General features: G+C 43.3%; 9 protein-coding genes and 1 pseudogene. 6 read left to right on the forward strand and 4 right to left on the reverse strand.

Annotated features, from left to right (window positions below; all coding sequences use genetic code 11):
• Nucleotides 1-32: 32 nt before the first annotated feature.
• Nucleotides 33-2,888 carry an FAD-binding and (Fe-S)-binding domain-containing protein gene (locus tag OCV52_RS20625; RefSeq protein WP_137407114.1) on the forward strand — a complete coding sequence of 952 codons (2,856 nt, stop codon included), beginning with the start codon at nt 33-35 and terminating at the stop codon, nt 2,886-2,888.
• Nucleotides 2,889-3,023: 135 nt separating this feature from the next.
• Here OCV52_RS20625 and OCV52_RS20630 read toward each other — a convergent pair whose 3' ends face one another.
• Nucleotides 3,024-3,353: a hypothetical protein gene (locus OCV52_RS20630; RefSeq protein ID WP_137407113.1), complete on the reverse strand. Its 330-nt coding sequence runs from the start codon at nt 3,351-3,353 to the stop codon at nt 3,024-3,026.
• 450 nt (nt 3,354-3,803) lie between these two features.
• On the opposite strand from OCV52_RS20630, the gene OCV52_RS20635 reads away from it, so the two are divergent.
• The 3 genes from OCV52_RS20635 (at nt 3,804) to OCV52_RS20645 (ending at nt 10,201) form a co-directional block, all read left to right on the forward strand.
• Nucleotides 3,804-4,127: a hypothetical protein gene (locus OCV52_RS20635; RefSeq protein WP_137407112.1), complete on the forward strand. Its 324-nt coding sequence runs from the start codon at nt 3,804-3,806 to the stop codon at nt 4,125-4,127.
• A gap of 444 nt (nt 4,128-4,571) precedes the next feature.
• Nucleotides 4,572-9,875, forward strand: coding sequence for an RHS repeat-associated core domain-containing protein (locus OCV52_RS20640; protein ID WP_170222429.1), 5,304 nt, complete (start codon nt 4,572-4,574; stop codon nt 9,873-9,875).
• Nucleotides 9,876-9,904: 29 nt separating this feature from the next.
• Nucleotides 9,905-10,201: a hypothetical protein gene (locus tag OCV52_RS20645; RefSeq protein WP_137407110.1), complete on the forward strand. Its 297-nt coding sequence runs from the start codon at nt 9,905-9,907 to the stop codon at nt 10,199-10,201.
• 1,128 nt (nt 10,202-11,329) lie between these two features.
• Here OCV52_RS20645 and OCV52_RS25695 read toward each other — a convergent pair.
• Nucleotides 11,330-11,425, reverse strand: a pseudogene (locus OCV52_RS25695) (hypothetical protein); the annotation flags it as partial.
• 432 nt (nt 11,426-11,857) lie between these two features.
• Here OCV52_RS25695 and OCV52_RS20655 point away from each other — a divergent pair.
• Entirely contained in the window at nt 11,858-12,193 is a 336-nt protein-coding gene (locus OCV52_RS20655; protein WP_137407108.1) for a hypothetical protein, read from the forward strand.
• A gap of 758 nt (nt 12,194-12,951) precedes the next feature.
• Here the strand turns inward: OCV52_RS20655 and OCV52_RS20660 are convergent.
• Both OCV52_RS20660 and OCV52_RS20665 read right to left on the reverse strand, forming a co-directional pair.
• The gene (locus OCV52_RS20660; protein ID WP_004737054.1) at nt 12,952-13,197 is read right to left on the reverse strand and encodes a hypothetical protein; all 246 of its coding nucleotides are present in this window, start codon (nt 13,195-13,197) and stop codon (nt 12,952-12,954) included.
• 23 nt (nt 13,198-13,220) lie between these two features.
• A complete protein-coding gene (locus OCV52_RS20665) occupies nt 13,221-14,090 on the reverse strand; it encodes an AraC family transcriptional regulator (RefSeq protein WP_102426003.1) in 870 nt (289 codons plus the stop codon).
• A 115-nt stretch (nt 14,091-14,205) separates the two neighbouring features.
• Between OCV52_RS20665 and OCV52_RS20670 the strand changes: the two genes are divergently transcribed.
• Nucleotides 14,206-15,354: an aminotransferase-like domain-containing protein gene (locus OCV52_RS20670; protein WP_105023960.1), complete on the forward strand. Its 1,149-nt coding sequence runs from the start codon at nt 14,206-14,208 to the stop codon at nt 15,352-15,354.
• Nucleotides 15,355-15,563 lie beyond the last annotated feature (209 nt).

Raw genomic sequence — 15,563 nt, forward strand, 5'->3', positions numbered from 1 at the left:
CAGTGCCAAATAAGAAGCACAAGGAAGCAAAGATGGTAACAAACACATCCCATGAGCGAGTAATTGACGTTAAAGCTTATCAGCAGCTTGAGGCGATACTGGCTCAAAAAATAGAAACGGAACGCATTGTCACGCAAGAGGCAAAGCGATTGGCTTACGGCACCGATGCGAGTTTTTATCGCTTGGTGCCGAAAATGGTTCTAAGACTTAAAAACTTAGAGGAAGTGATATTCACTATTCAAAGCTGTCGTGAACTGGGCATTCATTTTACCTTCCGCGCGGCAGGCACCAGCCTTTCAGGGCAAGCGGTTTCAGATTCCGTACTTATCACTCTGACCGACGATTGGCGCGGCCATGAGATCGTCGATAACGGCAATCAAATCATTCTTCAGCCGGGTGTGATTGGCGCCGATGCCAACAAATACCTTGCCCCCTTTCAACGTAAAATCGGCCCAGATCCAGCTTCCATCAACACCTGTAAAATCGGTGGTATCGCCGCGAACAACGCCAGCGGCATGTGTTGCGGTACTGCGCAGAACTCCTATCGCACGGTAGAAAGCATGAAAGTCGTCCTAAGTGATGGCACCCTGCTCGATACCGCAAACAGTGCTAGCATTGAGGCATTCAAACAATCACACAAAACGCTATTTGATGGCATTGTTGAATTGCACCGTCAAACCACCTCGAATCAAGAACTCACCGACAGAATCCGCCACAAGTATCGCCTTAAAAACACCACGGGCTACGCGCTCAATGCATTGGTCGATTACCACGACCCAATCGAAATCATCAAACACCTGATGATCGGTTCAGAAGGCACGCTAGGCTTCATCGCCGAGATCACTTACAACACGGTGATTGAACACCCGAATAAAGCCTCTGCACTGCTGGTGTTTGCCGACATCGAGCAAGCCAGTAAAGCCGTAACTACATTATCTAAGACTCCGGTTGCTGCTGTTGAATTGATGGATGGTAGAGCGCTGCGTTCTGTCGCGGATAAGCCGGGTATGCCTGCGTTTATGCCAAACTTGGATTTAGAAGCAGCGGCTATTTTGGTGGAATCACACGCCAGCTCCCAGCAGGACTTAGATTTACAATGTAAATCAATTTTGGATGCATTAGCTGATTACACGATTGTCGAATCTGTCCCTTTCACGTCCGATCCTAAGACTGTCGCTACCCTGTGGGGCATCCGTAAAGGCATGTTCCCGGCCGTTGGCGCAGTGCGTGAAGTCGGCACGACGGTCATCATTGAAGATGTTGCTTTCCCAGTCGACAATCTTGCAAATGGCATTCGAGAGCTGCAAGAGCTGTTCGATAAATACGACTACAGCGAGGCGATCATTTTCGGCCACGCCCTAGAAGGCAACCTGCACTTTGTATTTACCCAAGGCTTTGATAGCCAAGAAGAGATCGACCGTTACGGCGGATTCATGGATGACGTAGCCGAGCTTGTCGCCGTGAAATATCAAGGTTCTCTGAAAGCGGAACACGGCACAGGCCGTAACATGGCACCTTACGTGGAGTTGGAATGGGGCAAAGATGGTTACGCCTTGATGCAACAGATCAAAGCGCTGTTCGACCCAGAAAGGTTGCTCAACCCTGGCGTTATCATCAACGACAACCCAAACTCCCACATCACAGACTTAAAGCCAATGCCAGCTGCCGACGATCTTGTCGACCGCTGTATTGAGTGTGGATTCTGTGAGCCAGTCTGCCCGTCTCGCACACTGACCTTGTCACCTCGCCAACGCATCGTGTTGTACCGAGAACTGCAACGTCGCCGAGAAGCAGGTGAAGAGATAGAAGCCAGCGAACTAGAAAAAACCTTTGAATACCAAGGCATTGATACCTGTGCGGTAACAGGCCTGTGTGCCGAGCGTTGTCCGGTAGGCATTAATACGGGAGACTTGGTGAAGAAACTTCGTGTTGCCAAGTATGAGAAGTTCACACCAATCGCCAAATGGACAGCGGATCATTTCTCGACCACCACGAAACTGACCAAGGCAGGTCTCAAAACCAATCAAGTAGCGAGTAAAGTTCTGGGCGCAAACACGGTCGGCAAGCTTACCAATGGCCTGCGCTCAGTGACCAAAGGCGCAACGCCAGTTTGGATGCCAGAGATGCCGCAGTCCAACAGTCACACTCTCACGGCTTCACCAGTGACAGCCGCAACGTCTAATGACGCAAAGAAAGTGGTTTACCTCCCGTCGTGTGCTAGCCGAACCATGGGTCAACAAAATGATGCGGGTGATCAACGCCCTCTTACTGAAGTGACCATGTCTCTGCTCAACAAAGCTGGATTTGAAGTCATCCTGCCGAAGAAATTAGACGAGCAATGTTGCGGTATGCCTTACGACAGCAAAGGGATGAACGATATAGCCCAATCTAAAGCACAACAGCTCGAAGAAGTGTTGTGGCAAGCGACTCGTCAGGGTGAATACCCAGTATTGATGGACACCAGCCCATGTGCCAAACGCAGTATTGAGCAGTTCACTAAGCCCTTAGAAGTTCTGGAGCCGACAGGCTTTGTGAATCAATATTTACTTGAACATCTGACGCTTGAGCCACTGAAAGAGACCGTGATGCTTCATGTCACTTGTAGCTCTCGCCGAATGGGCTTAGAGGGCGCGATGTTAAACCTCGCTAAAGCCTGTACTGAAGAAGTGATTGTTCCTGAGCATATTCAATGTTGTGGCTGGGCGGGTGACAAAGGCTTCACTACGCCTGAACTGAATGAAGCAGCGGTGCACCCACTTAAGGAACAAGTACCGAGCAACTGTACTCGTGGATTCAGTAACAGCCGAACTTGTGAGATCGGTTTGTCGCATCACAGTGGCATTCCATATCAATCAATCTTGTATTTAGTGGATGAAGTCGCGCAATAGATACATGTTAAATGCAATAACCACAAAGAGTCTGAGCTAACAAAGCCTCTTTATTTTTTGCCATCAAGCTAAATATGTTGTTTTAAATTAGTATAGAATCTTCTTCTTTAAATACTAGAAAAAGAGAATATAGCATTAAAGTAAACGAACTTTCTTTATAATACATCTCTTACCTTGTTCTGCATCATAAGTAGTTTCGATTCTAACTTTCTTTTGAGCCACATAAGCTGCTAATAATGCACTATAGATTGCATCGAAATTATTTTCACTAGATGCAAGGTAGGCATTATCAGGGTACTGAACATCATTTCCTGAACAAAACTTGTTACCTTTATTCTCACCAAAACTAACTTGTAAATCTTGATGGTTGTTGCGAGTTTCCAGCTCAATAAGATCAATAATACCTGAATCATGACCAGCTAAAACATTACTTGAAATTAAACCAAGTAAAATATACTTTTTCATATATGAACCATCCCGATGTTAAGTTAAAGTTAATAGAAGTAATGGCAATATTTAATTATCATTTGACGCTAAAAAGAAGGCTACTCACAAATCACCTCTTAATTAGCGACCGAGCTGAAAAATCACTATAGAAATTCTCCACACCAGTCAACGACAACAATAGAAAAGTCAATTAAAAATTCACCTAACGCCAAATTGCTCCCAAAAAATCAGGGCCATACGCCCAAATCTAGGTGTTCCAATACTACTTTTTAACCGTAATTTTGTAAACTTTTTTCTTTTTTATGACATTCTATAAAATTTAACTGACATTTACAATTGCATCATGTAGCATACCGCCCGTTTTTTTATGGTAATCATGAAGCAACAATAACAAGTTCTTAAGAATTCTCTTTATCCATTCTGGGGCCCAGAAAATAATATTATTAAAGGAAAGGAAATGAAAAAACAATGATTTCAGCTGGGTTGGCATTAATAACGTCAATGGCGGCACACTCCGCGACTACTTGGAAGAGCTCCCCTTGGGTTCATATTAAACACCTCTATCCTCACGACAGCGGTTTAATTGTGATAGTTGACTATAAAGATGAAAATGTTTCTAGCTGCGACAACGGAGCCCGATTTGGCATTTTAATTACTGACAAAAACTACAATGTCAAAGCAAGTGCTCTGATGGCTGCCTTTTCATCACAAAAAAAAGTGTTATTACGTTATGACCCACAACAAACTAAACAATGTGAAGCCAATATCAATCGATTTTTGGTTAGGCATTAAGTAGGCCAACACTCTGCGTAATAAAAGTTAAGCCATTTTAGTCGGCCTAGTTTTAGGCTCCTCCAGTCTAATAATTTCAACTTTAATCAACTATTTCGAATAATCATAAAGGAAATAATACTCTCGTATTAATTAATATCTCCTATGAGAATAATAAAAATAATTATATGTTTACTCCTTGCAGTAACATCATATGCTCGTTCAGCCACGCTTGACGTCTATCTGAAAGATGTAAGCAAAGACAATTATCAGTTCTATGCCAAGGTTATAGAATCGACCGATCGCCCCTTTGTTATGATTCATGGCGAAGTGGCAGTCCCTGTCCCAATTGGGCCTGGGTCTTCAGTACAATCCCGTACTCGATACTTGCGAGTATGGAAAGAAAATAAACATTGGAAAAGTGAACTCTTTACCAATAAAAATAAGACACGTTACAGTGACTTCGTGAAATGGAGTCGCAGTAATAAGCTTCCTCGTAACAGTTATAGTTACGATAAAACTGCCCAGTCAATATCTTTGGCGATGGGGGCTTATAAATTTAATATAAGTAACTATAAAACATCACCTAGGGTTTCTCAGTCTTATCGTGCCGTCACATCTGGTCTTATTAGAGGGTACTTCTCTTATCCATACTCATCATTTTCCCAATCTGACCAGGCGATTAATCTAGATTCATATGTTACCGACCAAGGTCAAGCTGGTTTGTCTCTATCAGTACCATATGAGAATAAATCGGCACGTCTTACTTTTGTCAAAAACACCCATCAGATCGAGGGAATTAAAGCTTTAGAAGCTAGCGCTTCAGTCTCGGTGACCAAAAAAGGCAGCTTAACGCAAGTGGACGTTGATCACAGCGATAAACTTGTTTCTTATTTCTTTAATACTCAGACTTGGATTGATCACAATTCTGGGGTCAAAAACCCTAATGGTTCTGGCTGGAAAAAAGCACCGTACCAAGCAGAATACTTATCAGCGATTGGTCAGTGTGAACGCCGAAAAGACGAGGTGGAGCCAACGTGCGCCCCTATTATCACGCTTGATTATGGGCGTGATGCTAACCTAGACGCCTTCCCGCATTTGAGTGGCTGGAGAGACAGTACACAAACCGTCAAACATCATTATGAGAAAATGGGAGGAGTACTCGCAATTATCAACAGTGATAACTTGCCACGCAATAAAACTCAATCCCAAAAATCAAATTACACCTACTCGTTAAATAGCAAGGGACAACCAACTTCTGTTCGAGAAGAAAGTACTTTTGATCCATTAGCTCGTGTCCGCACAGTAACCAGTTATCTTACTCACGGTGCATACGCAGGCTTGGCTAATAACATTACCCGTTTTGGTATGTTAGATAACGTCGAGTATCGTCTCTCCAACACAGCCACAGAATGGCATTTAACCTCCTCAGGCCATGCTCAAAAATCAAGAGTTGTTGAATCCGTTTACGCTGAAGATGGCTCTCTCAGTCAAGAGGTAACAACAGAAAACGACTATGACGACAAAGATCGTTTAGAAAAGCGTTTAACGGTAACAAATAACGGCGAAGGCCAACAAATAGAAGAGGAAGTTCAATACCAGTATGCGAATGACTACCTAGTAGGGAAAATTGAAAAACGATCTATTGTTAGCCCAGCCTACGAAAATGGCGTCAGTGATCTACTGGTCAAAGAGTTCGAATATGAGTATGACAATGACAAGCTCATTGAGCAGCTGACACGTCAGGGGCGCTACGAAACACGGGATCACGTAATACAAGATAGCCAAGACCGAGTTATCTCGAGACGCCGAACGGTTAACGGAAAGCGTGTACTCGATGAAAAAATTGTTTATCAAGGCGACGATGTTATTCAGCGCTGTGAAAACAACCATTGTATTGATTACCAGTACCAAACAACAAGCGAGGGGCGTCTAGAAAAATCACTCATTAATGGCATCATTTACGATGAAACCCAATATGATGATCAACATCGTATTACGAGTAAAACCGTACGAGGTATTACCAAAAAAACCCAGTATTACCCAATTGATGAAGTACCAGCGCGACTTCAGGAATGGGTAGGCGTTTGTCCTACTGATACCACGTTTGTCACCTATTACTCATTGCCGGAATCAGTGACTTGTACCACCACTCGTGGTGAATTCAATGTTAGAAAAGGGTTGAATGATCGATTCATCATCACAGGTGAAACTAGAGATAATGACAACGCGAACCTAATCACTCTTCCTCATTTTGAAGGTGAAACCGCTGTAATACACACTGTTACTGGGGATCTTGATAGACAAAATATCGAGCACGAGGTTAATGGGCAGCTCAAAAAGCGTTCAGACATTTCAAAGAATCTGACCGAAACTTATGATCAATGGGGCAATGCAGTACGTCGCTACTACGACATCACAGGCCTTTTATACCGAGTAGAGGACCACTTAGGCAACGAAGTCACCTTCACTTATAACACCGATGGTAAAATAACGTCGTCTGAACTGAACGGAAACTCAGCCACCAGAATCATACACAAGTATGACGAACGTGGTCTTAGAACCGATACTATCGATCCAACGCGTGGACATTGGCAGTACCATTACAACGTCAACAAGCAATTGGAATGGCAGCAAGACGCCAATGGGGATCGTTCTGTGTTCAGTTACGATCAATTGAATCGTATCACTCAATTGAACACCGCCAATTCAACCATCTGTTATCAATATCCAACAGAACTACCATTAGCTGAACCAAGCCAAGTCATTCAAGTGGCGGGCAACCAAGATGAATGTGTCGGTCACCCTGTTCAATACCAAGAGAACAACACCTATCAGTGGCCTAATGGCTGGCTAACCCAGCGTGATGTAACACTAGAGGATGGAAAAACACAAAGCACGTACTACGATTACGACGATAATGGGCAAGTTATCAAGGAGTCCACATCATCTAGATTGGGCAACAGTTTTGCTATCGAAACCGCCTTTAAAAATGGCGCGGCGTATAAATGGAGTAACGCTGAAACAGGCTTAGTATACAAAGAGATCTTGTCAGAAGATGCGCAACAAAGACCGACTCACGTAAGGTTTGGTAACGGTATAGAGGAGTTTTACCAATATGACCGTGTATCAGGCCAAGTCACGCAGCAATCTGCAGCACGAAACGGTTTATTGGTTTATCAGTTTGATTATCAATATGATCTCGACGATAGGTTAATCCATAGGCTACGTCATTTTTACTATAAAAACCGCAGTGAAACTTCATTTGAGGATGAGTACGGATATGACGATAACGGGCGTTTAGCTTCACATGAAATAAAGCAATTTTGTATCAATGGCATATGCCAAAATATTGATGCAGGTAACTATATTTCAGCTGTCGCAGAGTACGAATACGACCAATATGGCAACATTACCTACAAAAAAGGGGTTGGCCAGTATTACTACGAATCAGACGATCCGTTCAAGTTAACACGCCTTGAAGAAGAAAACGGTGAAAATCGCGATTTTAGTTATGACTTAAACGGTAACTTACTAACTGATGGTGTTCGAGAGTTCGAATATCAAAACAACCGCTTGGTGCATGTCGCGAGCCATGACTCACAAGACAACAATGTTGTCGATCGTGATGAAACGCGTTTCACTTATGGCCCTGATGGTCAACAAATCGTTCGTACCGACAAACGCTTTGATATTGCAACATTGGAATGGACGACAACAAAAACGCTATCAACGGGGGCGTACAGCTATACCCAGAAGGATGGGGAATTTAGCGCACAAGAAAGTTTTGGTGGCAATGGTTTTTCGGTAAGTTGCAACGAGTCACTGTGCGGCACGGCCTACTCTCATACTGATCGCTTAGGCCAACGAATTATGGTCACAGGTTCTGAAGGCGATATCACCTCTCAGACCTTTACAGACCCGTTTGGTGCCACGCACAACATACTATTACCTGAAATGGATGACGCTTTTGCCGTGTCAACTGCCTATAGTTCAATGTTCGGACATGTGGGCGTGGCAGGCTTTGACCTTATCCATATGAAAGGAAGAGTCTATGACCCATACCTTGCTAGGTTCATTCAAGCTGACCCATTTGTAAAAGGGCAAGAGTCTGTTCCGAATTACAATCGCTACAGTTTCAAGCAGAACGATCCACTAAATACCCTAGACCCTAGTGGTTATTGGAGCCTAAAAAAGAAATGGAAAAAAGTAAGAAGGAAAGTCAAAAAGGTCTTCAAACGAGCAGAAAGCAAGATCAGGAATGAAGCCAAGCGCGCAGAGAGTAGAGTTCGAAATGAAGCGAAACGTGCTGAGAGCCGAATTAGAAAAGAAGCGAAAAGAGTTGAGAGCCAAATACGCAACGAAGCTAAGCGTGCTGAAAGCAACGTTCGTAATGAAGTGAAGCGTGTTGAAAGTCGGGTCCGAAACGAAGCAAAACGGATAGAAAGTCAAATACGTCACGAAAGCAAACGTTTTGAGCGAAGAATCCGCCATGAAGTAGGACGCTGGGAATCAGATGTTCGCCATGGTGTCAAAATCGTCGGCATGATGATCAAAGAAAATCCGGAAATGGTGATTGCCATGCTGGCTGCGGCCTGGGTTGTTGGGCCAGCGGCACTTTATTATTTTCAAACCACTATGCCTGCACTGCTGGGGACCACAGGAGCTGTTGCTGGTTCACTATCGGCAGTAATGACGCAAACTATCGCAGCTATGGCCGCAGGTGCCGTTACAGGTGGCGCAACTCACCTCATCGCCAATAAGGGAAGCTTAAAAGGTATCGAAAAATCGATATTAATGGGGGCGGTAACAGGCGGCATCGCAAATGGTATAGCTCACGGCATCATGGAAAGTCAATTTATGGTTGACTTACTAGGTAACAATACGTTGCTGCAAAGTGCTACGAACATCGGTTTAAAGAGTGCGATGTTTGCGAGCGCCGATAACCTGATTTACCACCGAGATTTTTCTGATGCTCTGTTAGCCAACATATTGATGACCGCTACTAATAGCCAAATTGGTCAGCACATGTCGGATTTCAGCACCACGCTTCAGAGCTTTGTTGCGGCTGTAGCCGGTGGTATTATTACCACTGAGATCTATGGTGGTGATTTTGCGACAAATGTCGCTTCAGGGTTTATCCGTTCCTATATTGATTACACCAGTAATGAGTTAGGCGGTAACCTATTCGACGGTGATATCGTCGAAGCTTTAGAACTGACCATGGATTTCATTCCGGTTGTCAGTAATCTTAAAGCAGCGTACGAAAGTACGATGGGCACCACGATTTTTAGCCATAATGAGCTAACGGGGGGGGAACGTGGGCTAATTGCGGCGGCGATTTTCCTTGGACCTGCGGCGAAAGTGGCAATTCGTGGCACTCAATTTACTAAAGCCACTTTAAAGCATAGTGACGACATACTGGGGTCACTATCTCATGTTACAAAGAGTGCACCTTCTGGAGCTAAAAATCCTGCAACAGCAGCGTTATTAAAACGTCAGTTATCAGCAGAGCAGATTGCAAAAGGACATGCGTTCGAGAAACATGTATTGCAACAAGGACAATTTCCTTTTATCAAAACAAAGAAGCAGTTTGCAGAACATATAGAAAGCGTAATGGCTAACCCAACGCACTCAAAGAAACTGGGTGCTGGTCGTCATGCATATTACGATGATAAAACCAGTACATTCATTGTTACTAACCCTAGAGATCCTGATGGTGGAACAGCATTCCAGGAGTCCCTGAAGTATTTCAATAATCAAAACTAAATATAGTTTTTCAAGTGAGGATTGTATAAGTGAGCAACATTGAAGAAGTAATCAAAACCGCATTGACTCAGCTTGAAGAGTCCGGCGATATAGTGATTACAGCTTCTTCGCCAGAGCCAATAGCCGAAAAAATGATTGGCTCTCTAGGAAGCAGTTTAGGAGCTTTACTAGACGGTGAGGAATATAGAGCTGTAACTAATTCATTGAATGCGCTTGTTAACGACGTAAAAGTCGATGACAGAGATTTTCAGACTATTATTGGTTTAGATAAAAGTGAGCTGGGAGAAGTACTTGATAAATTAATCAAGCATATGCCTCCACTATAACTTCCCAAATCCTAATGCACCAAAGGGCTCTGTCGCAAATTCTGGAAAGACGTGGCAGAGCCATTCCCTAGACCCAATTATCCTGCTCGTACATAAAACGGTTCCGTCGCAAAGTTTGAGCTTTAGAATTAAACTTTGCTTAATTTCTATTCATGAGACTGATCCTTAATGTTTAATGGCTGCTACTTTTCCTCGGAAGTTATTCTCGAAACTATCCGCTATTACCTTGCATACAAACTCAGCTATCGTGACATTTAAGATATACGATTAGAGCGTGGTGTCGTTGTGGATCATGCCACTACCAATCGTTGGTTTATCAAATTTGCATCATTATTAGAGCATAAAGCGAGGGGCTTTGTTTCCTTACTCAACTCACTCTGTCTTTTAATATCATTAGGCGACTTGGTAGCTTTAGGGCATACCAATCTGGGTAAATCAATTCAATATTGATGCCGCTAGTATCATTTCCTGTTGTTGATTATTAAAGTCTCTACTGTGTAATTTGGGGCCTATCATTGGTTTGTAACGTTGCATCGCATTCTCTGACTCATTCCGTCTTCAATACTGCTTTTTTTTTACCAGCGTACAGGACCTGAGGAGGAATACGCCACCAAATTACTCATTCTTTTAGGGTTATGAGCGTCGTCTGCATACAGATTTTCTTTAGGAGGAATGGCTGGTTCACTCTCTGAAAATTTGCTCGTTAAGACATCATCGATATCGAAATCTTCCGTCTCAAAGAAAGAAAAGTCGGTCATACCAATATTGTGGCACTACAAAACGAGATAAATGTTGAATCCTTTACACTTAGCTAGGGTCTATTGAACTTTCGAGCAGTTCTAAAAGCAAGCCTAAGGTTACAGCATAAATAGCGAACCGAAAACTTAAGCCCCTTGCTGATTCGTTAGTCATCAAACATCATGTTGATAGCCGCACCCAGCAGGATAAGCCCAATAATTGGCCCCATTACCGCCAGTGGTGCACGTTCAATGTATGGCAAGTTCTCTGCAATCATAAACACCATTCCGGAATTGGTGGTTTTGTCCCTACTCCTTCATCGGGTTTGTTTGTTTTTTTGAATTTCGGTGCCTTAGCTCCAAGCTTAGAGAGACGCTTTGATAGACACGAAAAGTCAGGACAAGAGAAGTTTGTGTAGCCCATTTCCTTTAGAAGGCTATCGATAAAGCCTTGAGGCTGACGAAGGTGATGACCCTGTGCCCTCATAAGAACGTTGCTCGGTTTGCCAGTTCTCTAGGATGTCGTCAGTAACCATATATCAATGCATCTACGATCTCGCAGACTTTGGTTGTATTCAGCATAATTGGTTTGCCGATAGATAGGCTTTTTGAAGTGATGGCGTCTGGATTCGTTGTATTTGTAAAGCATGAGTTTTGAGCTAGACACAAAGCTAGATGGTAAGGATAAAGAAAGACAAGCTCAAATCAAAATTGATGCTTTAATGAGCGCTTCAACAAAGCCGCTTCGTGTTTGGAAAACAGTGGATACGAGCGCTCACAATCACAGAAATACGAAATAAACATAGGATCCTATTAACATATACAACTACGCACCCATTAATGTATTCACCTATGGATGATAAATGTTATCATTCAAAGTCACACATTCTGAGTAACTTTGTAAATTATAGGAGTAAGTATGAAGGCTAGGTTGTCTTTGTCGTTGTTGGGCATTTTATGTTCACCAAGTTTAGTTGCTAGCGAAAGTAATGGTAAAGTAATAGATTATTGGATTCATAATACACATGACAGTTTTGCATTTAGCGTTGAAAACCAGACAGGAAGACCTAGTTGTGCCACGTATGGAAATCCTACTGGAAGATATGTTGTAGACACACGTACACAATCAGGGAAGCTAGTTGTTTCTGCAGTTATGGCAGCGAAAGCAAGCGGTGCAAACATATCAGCAGTGGGTCAAGGTAAGTGCGATTACTATATAGATTCGGAAGATCTTCTGTATCTCAGGGCTTATTGATTATTAGATAGACAGGATTGTTAGAAAAAAGGAGGCTGTCGCAAACTTTGAGCCTTTTAGTTAAGAATTGCTTCATTTCCACTCATTATACTGATTCTTGATGCTCAAGTCTGGGCCTAAGTTTGGTATAGGGATGGGCTGTGGGGTTTTAAGAGAGCACTTCGATGCATTTGATGAAAATTTATTAGATCCAAATTGAGTAATACCAAAGCCCTTCGGGGCTTTTTAACTTGCAACTTGTTGGATCACCGCAGCTAAAATTTCCATCTCAAACTCGAGATGCTCTGCTTACCCATAACGAAAAAGGTTGCCTGAACGGCAACCTTCTGTGGCTCTAGTTAAAGCTCCCTCATGATGATTTGACAATATATGTCGTTTTCTGGGCAAAAACTTAACGAATTGTTCATCTCGTTGTTGAGTTCTTGAGCGTGACTGGTAGAAGCCAACATGAGTTGTATCAGTGCGGCCAAAATGGTTGTTTTCTTCATTACTGTTTTTCCCAATGTATACTGAAATAGAGAGCCCTTAAAATTTAAGTATATTAAAGCTGGCTCACTCCGAAGAACCATACTATTCAGAACTTTAAACATGAATGCCCATTTCTTAAAAAAGACAATGGAAGACTCAAAGCCGCATGAACTTTCTTTGAATAATGACTACCAGTCCGAACCAAGCTAAGTTTAGTGATAAGCGATATTAAGGATTTTCAATATGTTACAATGCACTTTGTTTAAACGAGACCATACTCATCGCTATGGTTACGCACTAATGAGTGTCGCTAACTCTTGCGCAGAATAGTGCTCAGCCTCTTGACCTCTGCTGACCAAATCAATCACTTGAAGTTCACTCATATCACCAAACTCTTTGGCCAAGTAATCACGAAACGCTTTTTCGTTCGGCCATTTTCCTCGCACGATATAACCCTCTTCTTTGTCGAAATCTTCCGTTTCAAAGAAAGAAAAATCAGTCATACCAATATTGTGACAATACAAAACGAGATACATGTTTACTCCTCAAAATGGGTGGATTAATAAAAACTTACCGGAAGATAGAAATCAAGTTCAAACACTTCATCACTATTTAGGAAATGATTCTGATGATAATGCACATAGGCGGGAGTTGAACGCTGCTTGAAGCCTGATGTAGGTAACCATTTTTCTAATACCATACTGATTTGTGGTAGCAACTCTCCATAACGGCCATTGAGTCGAAACACGGCATGCAAACCACCGGGAATCACCATCTGATTAACCACGCTACGGTACTTAATCGGTTCACTGATCGCGATACACGCCACATAGCGACACTGGTCCATCTCGACCCAAGCAGGGTTTGAATGGTGCAAACCAAACTGGGTCGAAAAATCACGTTGCTCAGAGTTCGCCCACGCTTTCAATATCAACCACGCATTGCGAATAGAACGGTTATAGCCAGTGTGGCGAACATAGGCTGCCATACGTTCAGGTGTTTCCACTATTTTGGGTTCGGGTAGTATCCGCTGTGCGACATTTTGATAACCCGCCGCCACTTCAGGATCTTTCAAATAAGGCTTTTCGGCGATCTGTAAATCGTGTTTGCGCCACTCGCCCGGAGACATATTAAAGGTCGCTTTAAACGCTCGGCTAAACGAAGACACCGAACTGAAACCACATTTATTGGCTATCTCAACCACCGACGAGCGGGTATCGAACATCAACTGATTAGCGGCATACTCCATTCGGGTACGTCGAATGTATTGATGTAACGACTCCCCCACCACACTTTTGAACGTGCGATGAAAATGTTGCTCTGAGTAAGCCGCAATCTCAGATAGCGCTTTGGCAGACAACGGCTGACTGATGTCTTGATGAATATGGAACAGAACATCATTGATTCGAGATATATGTTGACGTGACATCGTTTAAATAGCATAAATGGACATGTTTAAGAGCATAAATGGACACGCTAGTTTTTACAATTACCGTGTAATATCAAGCGATAGAATAAAAACGGAAAACGACGAGACACAACACATGGAAATCGCACAGTCATTACAACAAATTCAATCTTCATATATTCGAGAGATCCTCGCTGCAGCAAGCGATCCAAACGTCATCTCGTTAGCAGGTGGTCTGCCGGATGAGAAAACATTCCCAATCGATTTAATGAAGCCAACGCTAGAAAATCTAGCGAACATGCCTGAAGTTTTCCAATACGGCTCTACGGCTGGTTACGGCCCATTGCTTGACCATCTAACGCAAAGCTACCAATTGCCAGAAACTCACACTGCGATGATCTGTACAGGCTCTCAGCAAGGTCTAGATTTGATTGCTCGTGCGTATGTCGATCCGAATGATGTAGTGGTAATGGAAGCGCCGAGCTACTTGGGTGCGATGCAAGTGTTTGGCTTGGTTCAAGCAAACATTGTGACTGTGTCTCAAACTGAATTTGGCCCTAACCTAGATGAACTAGAAACGTGCTTCGCCGAGCAATCGCCAAAGATGTTCTACGCGGTGCCAGATTTCCATAACCCAACAGGCGTATGCTGGACAACAGAGACTCGCCAAAAAGTGGCTGAGCTGTGTATCAAATACAACGTCGCGTTCATCGAAGATGCACCATACCGAGAACTACGTTTCACAGGTACAGAGCTGCCGTTGGTTTCGTCTTTCTGCCCTGACAACTCTATCGTTCTTCGTTCATTCTCTAAGATCGCATCACCTGGCTTACGTATTGGTGCGGTAACGGGTAAACGCAGCTACCTTGAACCACTGATCAAGGTGAAGCAAGGTGCAGATTTACACTCAAGCGTTCCGATGCAGGCCCTACTGCTTGGCCTTCTAAAGCACCAAGACTTTAACGCACACATGGAAAGCATTCGTTCACTGTACAAGTCTCGCTATGAAGTGCTGTTTTCAGAACTAGAACAACAACTGCCTGCTGACTGTGTATTAAAGGCAGTAGATGGCGGGATGTTCATTTGGGTTGAGATTCCAGAATGCGATACTTTTGAACTGGCTAAGACCCTACTTTCAAATGGTGTGGCGGTTGTACCAAGCCCAGTATTCTATCCAAAGCCGGAGGGAGCAAAAGCTGCACTGCGCTTAAACTTCACTAACGCTAACCCAGAAGAACTGACTGAAGCGGTCAAACGCTTAGCGGAAGTACTTAACCAAGCGTAATCGCTGATTAAGTAAGACAGATTCAACACCAAGCCCTACTGTATTTGTACAGCAGGGCTTTTTCGTTCCTCAAATCATAAATCCACAATAAAACAGGTGATAAATAGCCCTACACTTGGTTGGTTTTTGTCCTACATCGCCTTAGTTATACTGCTGCGGATTTTAATAAGCCATCATGACGAGCTAGGTATCAATACCCAGCTATGATC

It is taken from the genome of Vibrio chagasii (assembly GCF_024347355.1).
Lineage (GTDB): Bacteria > Pseudomonadota > Gammaproteobacteria > Enterobacterales > Vibrionaceae > Vibrio > Vibrio chagasii.